19 protein-coding genes are annotated in these 17,684 nt (G+C 42.9%); 10 read left to right on the forward strand and 9 right to left on the reverse strand.

Annotated features, from left to right (window positions below; translation table 11 throughout):
- Positions 1-15: 15 nt before the first annotated feature.
- Entirely contained in the window at positions 16-1,131 is a 1,116-nt protein-coding gene (locus tag NI389_RS05010) for a helix-turn-helix domain-containing protein (RefSeq protein ID WP_308361820.1), read from the forward strand.
- Positions 1,132-1,181: 50 nt separating this feature from the next.
- On the opposite strand, the gene NI389_RS05015 is transcribed toward NI389_RS05010, so the two are convergent.
- Positions 1,182-1,931 carry an SDR family oxidoreductase gene (locus NI389_RS05015; protein WP_308361822.1) on the reverse strand — a complete coding sequence of 250 codons (750 nt, stop codon included), beginning with the start codon at positions 1,929-1,931 and terminating at the stop codon, positions 1,182-1,184.
- Positions 1,932-2,038: 107 nt separating this feature from the next.
- On the opposite strand from NI389_RS05015, the gene NI389_RS05020 reads away from it, so the two are divergent.
- A complete protein-coding gene (locus tag NI389_RS05020; protein ID WP_308361824.1) occupies positions 2,039-2,947 on the forward strand; it encodes a LysR family transcriptional regulator in 909 nt (302 codons plus the stop codon).
- Positions 2,948-3,084: 137 nt separating this feature from the next.
- Here NI389_RS05020 and NI389_RS05025 read toward each other — a convergent pair whose 3' ends face one another.
- Positions 3,085-3,705 (reverse strand): MlaC/ttg2D family ABC transporter substrate-binding protein, encoded by a 621-nt coding sequence (locus tag NI389_RS05025; RefSeq protein WP_308361826.1) that lies wholly within the window; start codon positions 3,703-3,705, stop codon positions 3,085-3,087.
- Positions 3,706-3,903: 198 nt separating this feature from the next.
- Here NI389_RS05025 and NI389_RS05030 point away from each other — a divergent pair, with 198 nt between their 5' ends.
- Complete coding sequence (locus NI389_RS05030; RefSeq protein ID WP_308361828.1) at positions 3,904-4,467, forward strand: acyloxyacyl hydrolase; 564 nt, start codon at positions 3,904-3,906, stop codon at positions 4,465-4,467.
- A gap of 92 nt (positions 4,468-4,559) precedes the next feature.
- Here the strand turns inward: NI389_RS05030 and NI389_RS05035 are convergent, their stop codons facing one another.
- Positions 4,560-5,573 (reverse strand): zinc-binding dehydrogenase, encoded by a 1,014-nt coding sequence (locus NI389_RS05035; RefSeq protein WP_308361830.1) that lies wholly within the window; start codon positions 5,571-5,573, stop codon positions 4,560-4,562.
- A 276-nt stretch (positions 5,574-5,849) separates the two neighbouring features.
- On the opposite strand from NI389_RS05035, the gene NI389_RS05040 reads away from it, so the two are divergent.
- A complete protein-coding gene (locus NI389_RS05040) occupies positions 5,850-6,797 on the forward strand; it encodes a LysR family transcriptional regulator (RefSeq protein WP_208843840.1) in 948 nt (315 codons plus the stop codon).
- 42 nt (positions 6,798-6,839) lie between these two features.
- Here NI389_RS05040 and NI389_RS05045 read toward each other — a convergent pair whose 3' ends face one another.
- Positions 6,840-7,268: a cupin domain-containing protein gene (locus tag NI389_RS05045; RefSeq protein ID WP_308361833.1), complete on the reverse strand. Its 429-nt coding sequence runs from the start codon at positions 7,266-7,268 to the stop codon at positions 6,840-6,842.
- Between the two features lie 123 nt (positions 7,269-7,391).
- Here NI389_RS05045 and NI389_RS05050 point away from each other — a divergent pair, with 123 nt between their 5' ends.
- The 4 genes from NI389_RS05050 to NI389_RS05065 all read left to right on the forward strand — a co-directional run bounded on the left by NI389_RS05050 (position 7,392) and on the right by NI389_RS05065 (position 10,257).
- Positions 7,392-8,123, forward strand: a complete 732-nt coding sequence (locus NI389_RS05050; RefSeq protein ID WP_308361835.1) for a hypothetical protein — start codon at positions 7,392-7,394, stop codon at positions 8,121-8,123.
- Complete coding sequence (locus NI389_RS05055) at positions 8,123-8,425, forward strand: helix-turn-helix domain-containing protein (RefSeq protein WP_308361836.1); 303 nt, start codon at positions 8,123-8,125, stop codon at positions 8,423-8,425. The genes NI389_RS05050 and NI389_RS05055 overlap by 1 nt, the downstream gene beginning before the upstream one ends.
- An 88-nt stretch (positions 8,426-8,513) precedes the next feature.
- Positions 8,514-9,788: a serine hydrolase domain-containing protein gene (locus tag NI389_RS05060; protein WP_308361838.1), complete on the forward strand. Its 1,275-nt coding sequence runs from the start codon at positions 8,514-8,516 to the stop codon at positions 9,786-9,788.
- Between the two features lie 259 nt (positions 9,789-10,047).
- Positions 10,048-10,257 carry a cold-shock protein gene (locus tag NI389_RS05065; protein WP_208843844.1) on the forward strand — a complete coding sequence of 70 codons (210 nt, stop codon included), beginning with the start codon at positions 10,048-10,050 and terminating at the stop codon, positions 10,255-10,257.
- Between the two features lie 145 nt (positions 10,258-10,402).
- Here NI389_RS05065 and NI389_RS05070 read toward each other — a convergent pair whose 3' ends face one another.
- From NI389_RS05070 to NI389_RS05080, 3 genes are all read right to left on the reverse strand, one after another.
- Complete coding sequence (locus NI389_RS05070; protein WP_308361841.1) at positions 10,403-10,705, reverse strand: DUF1330 domain-containing protein; 303 nt, start codon at positions 10,703-10,705, stop codon at positions 10,403-10,405.
- A 19-nt stretch (positions 10,706-10,724) separates the two neighbouring features.
- Positions 10,725-11,093 (reverse strand): putative quinol monooxygenase, encoded by a 369-nt coding sequence (locus tag NI389_RS05075; protein ID WP_308361842.1) that lies wholly within the window; start codon positions 11,091-11,093, stop codon positions 10,725-10,727.
- Between the two features lie 201 nt (positions 11,094-11,294).
- Positions 11,295-11,714, reverse strand: coding sequence for an Rrf2 family transcriptional regulator (locus NI389_RS05080; RefSeq protein WP_308361843.1), 420 nt, complete (start codon positions 11,712-11,714; stop codon positions 11,295-11,297).
- Between the two features lie 129 nt (positions 11,715-11,843).
- Between NI389_RS05080 and NI389_RS05085 the strand changes: the two genes are divergently transcribed.
- Positions 11,844-12,542 carry a class I SAM-dependent methyltransferase gene (locus tag NI389_RS05085; RefSeq protein ID WP_308361844.1) on the forward strand — a complete coding sequence of 233 codons (699 nt, stop codon included), beginning with the start codon at positions 11,844-11,846 and terminating at the stop codon, positions 12,540-12,542.
- Positions 12,543-12,707: 165 nt separating this feature from the next.
- Here NI389_RS05085 and NI389_RS05090 read toward each other — a convergent pair whose 3' ends face one another.
- A complete protein-coding gene (locus tag NI389_RS05090; RefSeq protein WP_308361845.1) occupies positions 12,708-14,195 on the reverse strand; it encodes a methyl-accepting chemotaxis protein in 1,488 nt (495 codons plus the stop codon).
- Positions 14,195-15,043, reverse strand: a complete 849-nt coding sequence (locus NI389_RS05095; protein ID WP_308361846.1) for a transporter substrate-binding domain-containing protein — start codon at positions 15,041-15,043, stop codon at positions 14,195-14,197. The genes NI389_RS05090 and NI389_RS05095 overlap by 1 nt, the downstream gene beginning before the upstream one ends.
- A gap of 475 nt (positions 15,044-15,518) precedes the next feature.
- Between NI389_RS05095 and NI389_RS05100 the strand changes: the two genes are divergently transcribed.
- A complete protein-coding gene (locus NI389_RS05100; protein WP_308361847.1) occupies positions 15,519-17,654 on the forward strand; it encodes a TonB-dependent siderophore receptor in 2,136 nt (711 codons plus the stop codon).
- Positions 17,655-17,684: the final 30 nt, after the last annotated feature.

Here is a 17,684-nt window from a genome sequence, read left to right on the forward strand (position 1 = left end):
GGAAAATGGCCGCTCATGTCACAAAGCAATCTCTATATGCTCTTGCTCGTTGTTGCAATTGCCCTGCTACTGACTCAAATATCCATAAAGCAAAAACGCACGATGCATGTGTTGTTTGCCGTCTTTTGTGGTTCGGTGGCCATGGTGGCATTAAAGAAAATCACGGGCGAGCAAATTGGCGCATACCAATATCTCATTGGCATGACAACGTGTGCAACATGTAATGTGTATTGGCTGCTCTCTCGCTGTTTATTTAGAGAAAAGTCCCCCATCGCACTGCCACATTTGATCATGGCTGCATCCATTGCGTGCCTAGTTATGTTTAATCAAGGTTACCTGTTTGTCTCTAATCTTTACGACATTCAATTTTCTTCGTCATTTACACATCATTTTTTAGGCGAGCTAATCGGATTACTTTCATCGTGCATTTTAGTGCTTATGATTTGGGAAGGATTTAGAGGGTTTCAGCAAGCCAATAAACTTGAGAAAAAGCAGCGCACATTCTACTTAGTCACCATTATGGGTGCCATTGGATTAAGTACTGTATCTAACAGCCTATTTGTTGATGATCCCGCTGCTACGGATTGGAGTGTCGGCTTAATTACACTTACGGTTCTCATCAACACACAGGTTTTGGTTTATTGGCGAAGAAGATCATCTCTAGCTTCCAAAACGACATTGAGCGTTACGCACGATGAGGCGGAAGAATCAAAGAACCGCTCGTTAACCCTCATTGAAAAGGAAGAAGAGAACGATTTTGCAAAAGCCATCTTGGCACTAATAGTCGATGAACAACGCTTTTTACAAGCAAACCTGAAAGTCGTTGATATCGCACGAGAACTTAATGTGTCTGAATACCGTATAAGTAAAGCGCTTCGAAATCAGCTCAATGCCAAAAACTTTAATGATTTCGTTAATAGACTACGTATTGAACACGCGAGTAGTTTGTTGCTAGATCCGGACAAACAGCATTGGTCAATCCTTGTTGTGGGTCTTGAAAGCGGCTTTGCTTCGGTTGGTCCATTCACGCGCGCGTTCAAATCGCACACAGGCTTTACGCCTAATCAATATCGTCTTTCTCATCAGGCTTCCTCCGAGGAAGAAGCCGATTTACATATTCAAACACCGTGATTTGAATTAACGAATCAAGAAGCGGTTGTACTTACCGCTTCTTCTTACATTTAACGCGTAACAAAACCACCGTTCACAAGCAAAGTTTGACCTGTCATCCATTTCGCTTCAGGTGACGCGAGGAACGTCACAACCGGCACAATATCGTCAATTTCACCCAAGCGACCGAGTACACTTGCCGCACTTAAATAAGCAACCGTCCCTGCGTCTTCCTGACCATGGAAGAACGCGGTATTAATTGGACCCGGTGCGACCATATTCACCGTGATACCTCGACTTCCTAACTCTTTCGCCAGCGCGCGGGTAAAATGCTCAAGCGGCGCTTTTGAGCCGGCGTACAGCCCATAATGCCCAGTAAATGCAGCCAATAATGAAGTACCAATATTGATGATTCGACCATTGTCACTCAACATCTTGGCCGCGCCCTGCAATAGCATAAAACTTGCTCGAGCATTGATGCTAAACAAGTTGTCAAAATCGTCCAAGCTATATTCTACAAACGCCTTCTTGACGATTTTCCCCGCATTGTTCACGACAATATCTAAACGACCGAATTCATTCTGGATCTGCTTAAACAAGCCCTCTACCTGAGCTGGTTGAGTTAAATCAGCTTGAACGAGCATTGCTTTACGCCCTAATGATTCAATCATACTAACCGTTTCTAGTGCGTCTGCTTTTGAACTTTCACTGTTATAGTGCACCACAATATCATTCCCTTTTTCAGCCAAGGCCAGCGCAAAAGCGCGTCCCATATTGCGTGCAGAGCCCGTAACTAGTGCGATAGCGTTCAATGTGTTCATGAGTTTTCCTCGTTGTATTTTATGACGAGGTAAAGTGTAGTTTGTTGCTTAAACTTTAGGTATTCGCTATTTTCTCATTTATTACATGCAAAAAATGCACTTAAAAGATGAAATCTTACTCAAATGAACAACTTTTCCTTCTTGTGGTTGAAATGGGCAGTTTTAAAGCTGTTGCTGAACATATTGGTGGCGATCCATCGATCATCAGTAGACGGATTGCATCACTTGAGAAAAAACTCACGACCAAACTGATTGAACGCTCAACCCGTAGCTCCACATCCACACATGCTGGACAAATTTACTATCAAGGTTTGAGGCACATTATTGATGAACAAAATGCCCTTGAACAATACGTCAGCGCCCATACGGAAATCCCTATTGGCCGGTTACGAGTGGCTGCACCTCATGACTTCGGGATCCGATTTGTCATGCCCGTGCTTGAAGCTATGACACTAGAATATCCTCAGCTGGAAGTAGAACTGGTGCTAGGCTCTGACTTTACCGATTTAAAAGAGCAAGGGATCGATGTCGCGATTCGAATTGGATTATTACCAGACTCCAGTTTAATGTGCAGAAAAATAGGCGATGTATCGCGTGTATTAGTCGCGTCTCCAAATTACGTTAAAGAAAAAGGGCTACCATCCACTCCTGTTGAGTTGATAAATCACCATTTCATCCTCTATCGTAACTCGATTAATGCCAAAAACCTTCAAATGGTGAAAAGCGGTCAGGTCTTTTCCCAACCAATTAGCGGTACGTTTACGGTAAACAGCGTTAAGGCAATACATCAACTTGTCTTGTCTGGACGAGGCATGCATCTAGGGCCTAGATGGGCATTTGTCGATGATTTACGTGCAGGAAACTTAGTTGAAATTCTACCTGAATATGAATTTCCAAGTTCGCCACTCAACGCACTATACGTATCGCGTAATTACTTGCCTGCAAAATCGAAAGTGTTTATTGATAAAGTAAAGGCGCAATATCAAGAGAATAATGAACAATTTAAGGGAAGATAAAACGTGGAGAAAAAAGGCGGACAAACGATTCACAGGGGAAGCAATCTTGACTTGCCCGCCTCAAACACAAAACTTACAACAACATTGGAACGTACAGGCTCTTTTATTAAGCGGCGCCTATTCCGCTATTCACGCTGTTAGCTCTTAGCAATCAACTCTTTGCTCACGGCGTCAATGCCAATTTCACTGATACGAGATACAATTTCTTTTTGTTTCGCGCTCAGCAATGAAATACTTTCTGCTTCAATATCATAAACTTGCCATTGACCCGATTTACTTTTACGGAACTTGAAAATCATGTCAATCGTCGGTGCGCCTTCAGCTACAATCTCTGATTTTACAGAAGCATACTGACTCGCAGCATCGAAAACAGGTTCAATAAAATGCACATCCTGACCTTTGTAGCTCATTAATACGTTGGTGTATGTACCAACCAAATATTGTTCTACCGCATCTATGAATGTAACAGCCTGTTCTTTCTTAATTTCTCTTACATGTTTACCAAGCAACTTAAACGACACAAACTTTGTATCAATGTGAGGCATAAGCTGATTTTTTATTAATACCTTTAACTGTTCACGTTTTGTCTTCTCGTCTAACTCGTTCAATTTAGCAATATCGCTAAACAGTTGATTACCAACATTTTGAATAAGCACATATGGTGTGGAACTGGCTGTTTGAGACGAACCAGCAGCAAAACTTAAACTACTGAAAATTAATAAAATTGATAAAGATAAAACTTTAAATATGTGTGTCATAACATTCCCCTGTTTATTCAATGAGGCCATGTTACTCTTGTATTTCATGATGAAAAAGACGCAAAGCGGCACTTGATTGATGCCATTTGTGCACACAACAACAAAATAAGAAAAAACAACGCATTAGCCAATTGATGCAAATTTATCACCAATATGGTGCTATTTTGCTTACAGATCTAATCACAAAAAACAGAAACAATGCGCGTCCTTTTAGATATAGGTACGCGAAGTATGTACACTGTAAACAAACTAATCTCTGCTCTTATTTTATTACTCCTATCCTTTTCTCTAATGGCACAAGAACGCCACGGTTATGCGGTTCACTTTATTCACGGTGAAGGTGACGTCGATGGAGTTAAATTAGCCTATCAATATCATGCGAAAGCGTTTTTGCCAGAGGATTGGCAACATTTGGACTTATTCTTTGAAAGTAGCGTCAACTTTTGGCGTTATGGTGATGACAATAATCATGATCGCAATTTTGTTTTAGCGGTTACGCCGGTGTTCCGTTACCCGTTTAGTGAAATCAATGGGAGGCCATTGTCTGTTGAATTTGGTATCGGCGCCGCGTTACTTGATGACACCCAATTTGCGGGCAAGGATGTGAGTACACACTATCAGTTTGAAGATAGATTAGGTCTAGTTTATAGTTTAGGGAAAGCCAATATAGCACTGCGTTACATGCACTATTCTAACGCTGGCTTTAAAAAGCCAAATCCAGGTCTGGATTTCTTGTCATTGTCCTACTCTAGCTACTTTTGACCACCCCAATTCACGCCGTTGTATTACTGACGTTAATAGCAAAAAAGCGCGATTCTTGATATCGCGCTTTTTTGCTCATGATTCTATTTCGTTTAATCCACTTGATGAGGGATTTTAATCACGGGTCGTTGTTGACAGGTTTGCGTGAGTAAACGCGACAACACATCACGTACAGCGCTCACGTCAAAGTCAATTAATGACACCTCTGGAGATTTAACTTTTCCACTTGCAACATCGTTAAGCAGTTGCTGGCCCATAAAACACAATCTCTGCTGCGCGCACAAGCTATTGGCAAGCCACGCACCAGCCACCGAAACGACGCCGATATTTGGCGCCTTCTCAAACAGCAATCGCTCGGGGATCTCGCCAAAACCATTTAAACACACAATGCGACCACAGAATCGTAAACGCTGTAAATCTTGCAAAAAGGAGGCGCCACCTTGGGTGTTTAGCACACAATCAAAACCACCATTACCAACTTCGCGTTTGACTTGTTCACAGATATTGTTTTGTTCACAATCAAATACGAAATCCGCACCTAACGACAGTAGCCGTCTATGATGAGACTTTTGCGCGAACGCAAAGACCTGAGCGCCTCGCATTTTAGCGTATTGAATAGCGAAGTGCGCCACGGCACCTTGTGCACTATTGATAGCAAGCGTATCGCCTTGTTGTATTTGCAATTTTTCTATTGCTAACAGCGCGGCCATACCCGCATTTGGCAATGTCACCGCAGTTTCGCTGCCGACAGAATCAGGGATTTCAGAAACAGAATGATTTGGGATGACCGCGTATTCACGCAACATGCCTTGCTGCGACAAACACACATTGAATACGACGCGAGATCCTTTTGCAGGAAAAACGCCTTTGGCCGCTTTCACCACAGTGCCAACCGCATCAAGGCCCAAAATGTGAGGATATTCCCACTGTTCAAAACCATCTCGAGCGAGTTTTGCGTCCAAATGATTTAGTGCAACATATTCAATGGCAACCAGTAATTCATTGTCGCCGGGTTCGGGCATCACGTGTTCGGCCTTTACCAGTTCTAATTGTGGACCACTTTCTACAAGCTCAATTGCGTACATCTTTGTGTTAGCTGATAACATGATGTTCCTGTTTCTTACCTATTTGCCGACTTAGTCCTGCGGCTGTTACTCAAGTTGTGCCGATATGTTCCGTTCGTTAACAACTCTTGCATATTTTGCTATTAAATCATTTGCGAACGAATGCAACAAGCGCCGTTAAAAGAAACCTGACGAATGACCTATACATTAAAAGATCGCTAAACCTCAGATAAATCCTAGGGTTGCAGTAGTTTTTTGCTATTATTAGTGCCAGAATCGCATCAATGTTTTGCGCTATTGTGTATAGGTTAGGTAAGTATGGATACAACCAGTCGTCTCATCATGCTGCTTGAAGTCGTCGAGCAAGGCTCTTTTTCAAAAGCCGCTGAGCTTCGAAATATCGATCGTTCGGTGATTTCGAAGCAAATAAGTAAGCTAGAGGAAGACTTAGGAGTCAGGCTACTCAATCGCACCACTCGTTCCTTTTCCTTGACAGCCGCTGGAGCGGAGATGGTGAAAAAAGCCGCCGAGCTGCGAATGTTGCTACAAGATACCGTCCAAATGGCCGAAAACTATCACCAAGAACCGAGAGGATTGCTGCGCATCACGGCCGCCAACTACATTGGCAAGCACTACCTCATGCCCGTTATCAACGATTTTCAGAAACGTTTTCCACAGGTCAATGTCGAGCTTCGACTTGACGATCGAGTTGTTGATATTATCTCTGAGGGTTTTGACATCGCATTTCGTATTGGTGAGCCACGAGACTCGTCGCTTGTCGCGCGTAAACTCGCGAGGATCCGCATGCTCATCTTGGCGACACCAAAGTTTATCGACATTTACGGTGAACCAAAAACAATGGATGACTTAGCTGAATTGCCAGCCGCGGTATATACCAACTCGCACATTCGCTTTGAATCCATCAGTTACATTGACAGTAATGGTGAGCCGAAAGAGCAAGTGATCAACCCCGTATTTCGTTCTAATGATGGTGAAACGTTACTCGCAAAAGTGCTTTCGCATACCGCGTACTTTACGACGCCTGCGTTTTTCTTCTCCAAACACATTGACGCCAACAACCTCGTTCCAATGCTCACTGACGTACACCTTCCTGATTTCAGTGCGATGTATGCCGTTTACCCACATCGAGATTTGCCAGTACGAACGAGGCTCTTTTTAGATGCAGTGCGCCATTATCTAGGCGATGATATACCGATTTGGGAGCAAAACATTCCGGGTCTCGATACTATGTATCGACCCAAATAAGGTTGTTGTATTTAACCTCAAATACACTATAGATAAGTTCACTTATTTCGCTTTCAAGGTGATGGGGTTGCCTTCAATGCCTGCGTAAAACACCATGATTTCTGCAGCTTCTTCACCAATGCTGCGGCCAAAGTGCCATGTGTCGATTACTTCAACGATAGGGTCTCCTGGATTTAAAATCAGCACTTCACCACTTTTTTTCTCAACGTGTAGTTTTCCTTTCAACAGCACACCTGCATTGATCACTGGATGTTGATGAAGTGGCAGTGTCGCTCCTGCTGCAATGGTGAACTTCAATATCTGAATTTCAGGTTGACCCTGTGGATAAGCAGGGAGTACTGTGCCATCCCAACTGTGTGTGGACTTAACAATTTCAGTAACCTGTATGGGCGCTTCGGCTAAACACAATGGAGACAACAACATTGCACTTAAGATAGCGACAAGCCCCGTTGTGGCGGTTAGGTCGTTCATTGGATTTGCCCTCCTTGATTTGAAATGACCACGACAGTGTACGTTAAAAAATCAGATGATTCATTGCGTTACTACAGATAACTTTGTTAGCCTGCGCTTAGCAACGATTTTAAATTACTCTTGATGATTTCATTATCCTCCGACCAAATTGTCGACCTTTTCTTTCGATTTGCAGCTGTTGGGCAGTTATTCGTTCTTGTTATACTCGCGTTTAAACAGACAAGCGTATTGCAGCGATGCGCTCAAAGTTTGTTAATCGTGACCGCGATTTCCTATCTTTTACTGACAGCCCCAATTGCAGACCATCACTACGGACTTTTTCGACGTCCACTGTTACTTTTTACGGATTTAAGTGCTACGGCAATTTTGCTATTCGCTTACACGCAGCTAAAACCCGACCTTCCCTTTTCTCGTTATCCTAAATGGGCAACTTGGACGCTCGTTTTCTGGTCTATTTTGATGTGCTATTTCTTTCTATTCACGACCGCAAACCACCCACTGCATGACATAAATCACGCGGTCGGTTTGATTCTATTGATAAGCACCCTATTTTTGGGGATATCAGGTTACCAAGATGATTTAATCGATGCTCGCAGAAAGTTTCGGCTTATGCTAGTCCTAGGCTGCGCACTATATATGGGGATCTTAACCGTTTTCGAATTATCGATTAGTAGTATTAAAGATCATTGGCTATTTAGCCTTTGCAACTCCGCCTGTGTACTTGCAGCCACCAGTTTTTCCGTATTATATAGAGTAAAGCGCACCGAAATTGCGGTCGAGTCGTCACAAGAAAAGGTCACATTCCCGCCCTGCCCCCCGCAAACAATCCGATACTATCAGCGCTCCAGACTTTAATGGAATCCGAGTTTTACACGCGTTCAAATCTTACGATTACGTTGCTTGCGGATGAACTTGGAGTACCACAACATCAACTCAGGCAGCTGATTAATCAATCGTTGGGATATAGCAACTTTTCCCATTTCCTAAATAGCTATCGGATCCCTGCTATTTGCGCTCAATTACAAGACCCGAAATTTAAACAGACACCTATTCTAACGTTAGCCCTAAACATGGGATACGGTTCCATTGCGTCGTTCAATCGAGCGTTCAAGCAACAAATGAAGATAACGCCGACAGAATTTCGTGATCAATTTTAAAATTGCGCAGCTTTTTTCATTTTTGATAAGACTATTTTCATTCAATTCATAAAGATAGCGCTAAACATTATGAATATGGATGGAACACATGAAACACTTTAAGAAAACCATTTTCTTGCTTGTCTTGTTGATTATTGGGTTGTATTTAAAACCAATTTACGGTTTTTACAGCCACAAAGAAAAACTACCGATGCCACTTTGGGGCTGGCTCGAACTAAAGGGTAACCTCCCGAAAAACGCCGAGTTGTATGACGGACGCTATCAATCCGTTGCCACACAATCACTTGACCTACTTGCACAGCACCAAAAGGATATCCAGGCGCCCGGTATGACCGTATCTATTGCGATAGACAATCATCGAGTTTGGAGCGGGGCAATTGGCTGGGCCGACATTGAAACACAACAACCCATGACCACAACAACGCAATTTCGCATAGGGAGTACGTCTAAAGCACTTACCTCGGTTGGTCTTGCGCAGCTCATAAAAGCAAACCTAATTACGTTAGATACGCCGCTTGATGCAATCTATCGTGATTTGCCAAATCCTCTGTGGGCGAATATGACACCACGCCAACTTGCCTCACACATGGCAGGTATCCCACACTATGGAGAAAACACGCAATTAAGTGGTTTGCTTGCCAGCATCAGACTTGACCGTCACTTTGACGATGTGCATGACGCAGTTAGCCTTTTTAAAGACAGTGAATTACTTTTTGAACCCGGTGAGCGGTTTGAATATTCAAGTTTAGGGACGGTTTTATTAAGTGATGTGATGCAAGTTCGTGCAAACATGCCATACCAACAGTGGATGCAGCAATCTGTCATTGACCCTTTGCAGTTAACCAATACGGCGACAGAGTATGAAGTGCGTAATCAAACTGCACAACATCTCGCCACATTTTATTGGCATCCGAAAGCCACTCCCGCCTCTTTACGTGTTTGGCGCGATGTTGATTTAAGTCATCGCCTTGCCGGTGGTGGTTGGATTTCGACATCCGAAGATCTAGCAACATTAGGACAAAGTATGTTGCAAGACGAGTTTATCCCGGCATCCATACGAGACCAATTTTGGTCGCCTCAAACGTTAAACAATGGCCAAGTGAATCCACAAAATTACGCTATCGGCTGGCGAAAAGGTCAACTTGATTTAGGTGCTGAAATTGGGTTGGTTGATTACTATCATCATGGTGGGGTATCACGCGGCGCGCAGTGCTTTCTCGTTGTGGTCCCCGCTTTTCAACTTTCACTCGCTATAAACACCAATGTAAAAACAAATCATTTCCATGACTTTGCAAAAATCACGACACCGATAGTTCAACTGTACGCGAACCAATATATTCAATTAAACCAATCATTAAATTAGATTTTTGTGGAAAAACAGAATGCTTTTTAAAAAAAGTGTGTTTCGATGATGACTTTTATTAATTTTTGCGCGTTTTTTGTACAAAACCTCTCGACATTAGAAAAATAACGCGTATAGTGGAGGTCGTTTGAAGATGTCTGAGTTATTTGTTGTTCGCTATATTCTGTTTTACTAAATAAAACCTAAATCTAGCTACATTTGTAAAATTCAAGTCTACACCAAACATAATTTTTTAATTATTTATTATAGGTTTATATTTATGTCTAAGTTAACAGGTACAGTAAAGTGGTTCAACGAGTCAAAAGGCTTTGGTTTCATTTCTCAAGATAACAACGGTGGCGACGTATTCGTTCACTTCCGTGCTATCAAAGGCGACGGTTTCAAAACTCTAGCTGAAGGCCAAAAAGTAAGCTACTCAACTTCTCAAGGCGCTAAAGGTTTACAAGCTGACGACGTAGAAGTTATCTAAGCTTACCAAGCCCTGATTGTGCGGTGTTTTCACCGCACAAATGTTCTATTTTCTTCGTATGTCTCTAAGCCTAAATCCATCAAGCCAATCTATTAAAGTCCACGTTTAAACTATCTCTTTTTACTCACACTACGCACACCTTAGATCACGCAAGTTCGTCAATACCTTCAATCAAGTAATGGTTACTTACCGAACCTTCTGTTCGTGCTTTTAAATGTGGTAAATAATCAGGATCGTTCATAAAATCAATTGCCGCTTGCTTTGATGGCCATTGAATGATGATTCTGAGCGCAGGTGTGTCACCCTGACCTTCCAATCGCTCATGACTGGATGTTCGAGCAATGTATTTTCCGCCATATTGAGCAACTAGACGATTTGCAGGCGCAATGTACTCTGGTATCCAACTATCACTTGTCGGTGTTACATCTAAAACTGAATAATAAGCCATTTATGTCTCCTTAGAATAATTAAACTTCAGATTGAATTGAGCGAGCAAAGCCACCGAAAGGCTTTAGCCATAAAGGTGCTAATGCACTATGTCGTGCACGCAGATCTTCGGGTAATTCCCCTAAATGAACCATACGAGTAGGTGTCGCTGCCGCAACCCAACGTTCGGCAAAAGTATCCCAGTTACTGACATGAATATGGGCAGAGTCCACATCCGCAAAGCGTTCATACACCAACACATCCCCTTCGTCAGAAAGGTAATATTGATAGTTTAATGTGCCTTTTTCTTCGCGCGTTTTGGCAACTATCTCCGACATAACGGCCTCGAATTCAGCTTTCTTACCCTGACACAGTTTTGCCTCAACAATCCAACCAATATTCTCAAACATATTTTTCTCCTACACCTTAGTTGTGGTGTGGGACTAGCATAGTAAATAAACAAATAATTGATAATATCGATTTAAAAACAATCAGTTTTTACTTATTGTAAATAATTAACCTATTCAATCGATGCGTCCATATGCTTATTCGCGTTCTATTTAGTCATTCGCAAACAATACATGCCTCTGCGCAATCGAGCTATTTGCCTCTCATTCACTTGGCGGGGTAATATTTGCAATCAAATCAAGCGTTATCTCACCGAAACGACTCAACATGAGTGATTGAGCTTCAGCCATTACACCACTTAAAGATTCATTGATTGCTTTTTCAATCAGGCATTCGGTGTGCTCGTCAGATAGCCCAATCGTAAATATAGTGGGTTCACCAAGCGCTCGATGAATATCCAACAAGGTTATTTCTGACAATTCGCCAATCAACGACCACCCACCGTTATGTCCTTTAACAGAAGTGATATAACCCGCTTTTTTTAAAAGCGCCATCGTCCGTCTAACCACCACAGGATTAGTGTTGAGCATCTTTCCCATTTCTTCTGAAGTCACAGCACGACCAAGATGAGACATGTGTGCCAATGCATGTAATACCCGAGATAACCGACTGTCTTTTCTCAAAATACGCTCCAATAACGTGAATTAGACACAGTATATCAAGAAACTTTTAAAGTTACATGTATTGCAAAGCACAACATCATGTAACTATAATTGTTACATTAATTAATATGTACAAAAGAGAGCGATTAGATGAACAAAGATGAAATAGTCCAAGCGTTTGATGAGATGGCACCGAACTACGACACACAATGGAGTCGCATGGCCCCGATTACCAATACGTTGTATTTTTTTATGGAGTCCTTATTAAAAAATCGACCAAAGAACGCTTCTATACTTTGTGTTGGTGCGGGTACTGGCAGAGAAATTGCGCATTTAGCACAACGATTTCCTTCGTTTCGTTTTACCGTTGTAGAACCAGCTAAAAACATGATGGAACGGTGTATTGAAATGACGAAAGAATTGGATATATATGAACGCTGTACGTTTCATTGTGGTTTTCTAGATAGCTTAGGTGAATCAACTCGTCATGACGCTGCAACCAGTTTGTTGGTTTCTCACTTTCTAATGGATATGCAAGCTCGTAGTGATTTTTTTGCGCAAATTGCGCTGCGATTGAAACCTCGAGGCTTGTTGATAAATGCCGACCTAACCGCAGACACAAGCGACACCCGCTATGCAGTTTTACTGGATTTCTGGATCACACTGATGATGAACGCGGATTTATCACAAGAACTTATCGACAAGGCAAGACAGGCCTACACCACGGATGTGGCAATTTTATCCCGAGACTCGTTAAACGAGTTGATGATGAAATCGGGTTTTGAACACCCAACGACGTTTTATCAAGCAGGCATGATCCAAGCACAATTCGCTATCAAGCCTAACTAAGTATCAGGGCTATTAAGGCAACAATCGTAGGCGGTGAGTGACCAATCAGTTGTTGCCCTATTCCTCGTTTTCGCCAAGCCAGACTAACGCAAACCCTTTAGGATAGAAGATGCCACCGAGACATTGAGTCATTCGCCCAATCTCTCGAATTAGATTGCCATTGCGCTAGTACTTAAAGAGCCCCAATTTAGTCACGATGCCTTTTTCTAGTTCGTTTAACTGCGCCACCGTTTTCTCGAGTTGTTCAGTTTGCGCACTCAGAGCCCTTGCGCCATGGTTAATTTTCTCCATAGTATTGAGGACTCCTTGCGTGACATGGCTTTGTTCTTCGGAACTCGATGCTACGCGTTCATTCATCAAATTAATTTCATCCACTTGTAGCGCTATCGAGCTGAAGATAGATTGGCTAGTACGGCTGGTTTCCATCACATTGGCGCTCACTTGCTTACTTTGGGATGTGGCTTCCACACACTCAGTGGCATTCTGTTGCAGTGCACTTATGATAGCTTCGATTTCGGTAGTCGATTGGTGTGTTTTGCTTGCCAGTGCACGGACTTCATCTGCAACAACCGCAAACCCTCGTCCTGATTCACCCGCCCGTGCCGCTTCAATTGCGGCATTAAGTGCCAATAAATTAGTCTGCTCTGCAATACTTTTTATCACATCCAGTACTTGGCTAATTTCGGTGCTTCTACGTTCCAGCTGCGCAACAACCGTGGAGGTGTAGTCCAACTTGTCTTCAAGTGCATGTAGCTGGCCATCATTTTCGTTCATGCTTGACGCACCTTGCTTACACAACGTTTGTACTTGCGTTGTTTGATAGGCCGTTTTACTCGCCACTTCAGCAATCTCTTTGGTGGCATCCGTTAATTGTGTTAAAGAATCTGTCGCACTTTCCGTCAAGTCGTATTCTTGTTCAGCCTCCTTTTTCGAATTGAGTGTCGCCTGTTTAACGTGCTGAGCAATGATTTCAAGTTCATGGGACGTTGCACCTAGTCCTTGAATGATTTTCTGGACTTGCTCTATGAATCGATTAAACCCTTGGGTTAAATGACCGATTTCGTCTGACGAGTGATAGTCTATGCGTTGCGTTAGGTCACCTCCACCCGCGGCAAGTTTTTTAACTAGGCTATTTACACTGACAATTGGGTTTACGACCAGCATGCGGATCACTCCAAGGACAACAAACCCAAGCACCGCGAACAATAAACCCAAGGTGATAACCATGGAAAGCAACGCGCTCCTGATACTGTTCGCCAGATTTTGTTTGCTGTAGACAATGGCAATGTGGCCGATATCTTTGTCTTGATAGCGTAAATTCAACTCGTGCACTTGCGCAAACTTCGCTGGCGGCGTTTGATTGTGAATTTCCCCAAGCAGAATGTTACGATGATCGAACACGCTGATTTCAGCAATATCAGGACTGGAGCCAAATGCGTTCAGGATTTGCTCAATCAGCGGTTTATCATATGAAAAAACCGGTTCAGATAAAATAACGTTCACTTGTTCATTCAGTGCCGCTACGTTTGTGTCAAAGCGCGCAATTTCATTTCTCTGCAGTAAAATGTAATTCACGGCGAGAACCGCGATAAACACCACCACCAAGCCAATAGCAAGCGCCATAGATATTTTGTATTGTAGTGACTTCATCATTATTGAACGCCTTCTTCAAGAGGATTAAACCAAAGTTCTTTGCGAGTTAGCGGTGTGTTTGCGCTCAGTGCAGGATTGTCAATGGATAGGATTAATCGTTCACTCAAGTGCGCTTTTGAAAGAACCGTTTTGACTTGATTATCACCAAAAAACATCGCGTTAAATGTGCCATCGTTCACCATCTCGTTAAGTGAGTTTTCGAGTGCAACTGCGAGAGTGGTATTGCCCTTCGATACGAAAAAATACAACGGTGCGGTGTACTTAATCACCAGATAGGGATCCACGGTCAGCCCTAAATCAGCGTGAGACACTATTTCATCCCATGGTTCGTTCACTCCTCTTGGAAAATAGTCAAATCGACCCCCTTCGAGCATAGGAAACAAGTTGGGGTATTTGAGAGTCGTGACCACAGGTAAGTGATTGGCTTTCAATATCGCGGTGTCAGGCCATGTTTTTCCCTGTCCCGCTGAGAATTTTTTAAGGTCATTAAGTGAGTGCACTTGTCTAAAAAGATGCTCATTTTGCTTAGTGACAATCGCCACGCGCATCCCAAGCAAACCTCGAAACAAAGGGATATAGACCGCTTGATATTCTTGTTCAAGCTCTTTTGACGTCATGCTCCACATAACATCCAACTGACCCGTTTTCACGTCATTTAAAATACGTGCATTTGAGATGTCCTTATCGCTTTCATAGGGGTGCGTGTAATTCAGATGCGCTCGTTCGAGCGCCTTTACTAGCAGTTTGTGTGGTAGTGAGTTGTCTTGTGAATAGCTTTGCAACTTTATTGGCTGTGCCGTAACACATAAGCTCATCATTGCCGCAATTAGCGAGAGTATGGTTTTCATAGGCTGTATATTTATTATTCTTTTCAGGGCACGTTACGACTGTTTTGAAGATTGCTCAATGAATTCTTAATTGCATACGTATTCATAAAAATGAAACGCGACCCCCTATTCGATTAAAGGTTATCGCAAGTAAGATAACCCCAGAATTAGAGCGTCATTCTTTAACCGCCAAAAATTGCAAATAGCTAAATAAATCAATTCATTATTAGAAATTTTTTGTTGTTCGTAACACAAAATCGCTTCAAGTTTCGTCATGACCAATTATCGCAGCATCAATTACCACGTCGAAACATTATGCAATTGCCATTTACCGTAAATCTACAACTGATTGAATCTAAAGGAATAGAGACATATTCATTACTGGCACAAGTCGTCCCCAATACAGTACAGATTTTCACCTTCTTTTATTTGCGAATTATTCGCATTTGTATTAGCATGCGCAAAAATCACATAATCAAACTGACTCAGGCTCAATATGACTCATCAAAGATTCAAGTTAAGCGCGCTATTTATTGCAACTTCAGCAATTTTCTCCACTCCTACTTTTGCAGATGAAGCAAAGGATCAAGATATTGAGAAAATCGCGGTGCTTGGCGATAAACCAAGTAATTATTTAGGCATTGAAGCACAGACTGCCTCCAAGCTTGGTATCGCAATTAAGGATACACCGCAATCCGTCCGAGTCGTGACTCGCGCCTTGATGGACGACTTTTCATTAGATGACGTAAATCAAGTACTTGAAACGACCCCAGGCATCTCGGTAGAAAAAATCGAAACGGATCGCACCTATTACAAAGCCAGAGGTTTCGATATCACCAATTTCCAAGTTGATGGTTTAGGTCTTCCACAAGAACGCGGTTCATTGCAAGGTACACTCGACACGGCAATCTACCAACGCGTAGAAGTTGTGATGGGCGCAAATGGCATGATGACAGGCGCAGGCAATCCATCGGCCACCGTAAACTTTATCCGTAAACGCCCAACCGACAATGCCCAAGCAAGCCTATCACTCACGGTGGGCTCTTGGTCAAACCGTCGTATCGATGCCGATGTGTCTGGCCGCATTAATGACGCTGTCGCCGCGAGGGCTGTGGTTGTAAGTCAGGTTCGCGACTCCTATTTGGACCGTTATAGTGTTAACCGGAATGTGTTCTATGGCATCACCGAGTTTAATCTGTCAGAAGACACCACGTTAACCACGAGCATAACCTACCAAAAGAATGATGCGGATAGTCCTCTTTGGGGTGCCTTACCTCTTTTCGATTCAGAAGGTAACGCAACCAATTTAGACGTTTCAACATCCACTGCATCCAATTGGGCATTTTGGAACAACACATCCAAACAAGCCTTTGTAGAACTTGAACACTACCTTGGCGGTGATTGGACCCTTTTCGCGCGTTATGCACATGCGCAAACAGAGCAAGATTCAGAACTGTTCTATGTCTATGGCACACCTGATGCCAAAACGGGTTTGGGATTAACCGGTTATGCAAGTGACTATCAACTAGAAGACAAGCAAAACCTTTTTGATGTATACGCACAAGGCAGCTTCGATCTCTTTGGTCAGAACCACTTGATTGCAGCTGGCGCAAGCCAAGCCAAAATGGCCTACAACGAACAGTCTTTGTACGACTTTACAACAGGCAATGGTTTCCCTGCGATGCCAAACCTCAGCACGTGGGATGGTTATGCGCCGCGCCCCACACTTGTCGATGGTATAACTGGTTCACAAATTGATAGCCGTCAGCGCTCAGAGTATGTGTCTGTTCGCTTTTCCATTCGGGACGATTTGAAACTCCTTACTGGACTTCGCCATACGGATTGGGAAACAGTCGGAGCGGCGTATCAAGTCAACAAAGGACGTGAAGACAGTGACACCACTCACTATTTAGGGGCGATATATACTATTAATGAAGATTTAAACGTGTATGGCTCGTACACTGAAACCTTTGCTCCGCAATTTGAACAAGGCCTTGATGGCAATGCTCTTTCACCGATTGAAGGCGACACACGTGAAATAGGCTTAAAAACCGAGTTTTTCAACGATAACTTGATGTTGAACATCGCCCTTTTTGACGCTGAACAACTGAATATTGCCGTAGCCGACGTCGAAAATTCAACACCCGACAATTCCGTTTACAAGGCAGCACCTGGTATTCAATCGAGAGGTTATGAAATTGAGCTCAGTGGTGATTTAGGGTTTGGCGTAAGTGCAAACCTCGGTTACACCTACACGAATATTGACGTTGCCGATTCCATTGATGCCGGCAACACAGAAGCTGAACTTGTTAAAAACTATACGCCCAAACAAGTATTTAAGCTTGCGGCTAAATACGATGTAGCGGCGTTAGAAGGGTTAACCTTTGGTATGAACATGCGTTGGCAAGATGACATCAGTCGCGTGCAAGTTCAATCACCCCGGGTTGTGACCGAGCAAAAGGCGTATGCCTTAGTCAATTTCATGGCGAGCTATCAAATTTCGCCAACGGTTGACCTTACGTTTAACGCGAACAATGTATTTGACAAAAAATACATTAACTCACTTTATTGGGCGCAAGGTTTCTATGGTGCACCACGTAATTATTCATTAACGCTTAATTGGGCACTGTAATCGTGCCTTAGTTGCACCGTATTTTGCGTG

Origin of the sequence: Pseudoalteromonas xiamenensis (assembly GCF_030994125.1) — a bacterium.
Classification (GTDB): domain Bacteria; phylum Pseudomonadota; class Gammaproteobacteria; order Enterobacterales; family Alteromonadaceae; genus Pseudoalteromonas; species Pseudoalteromonas xiamenensis_B.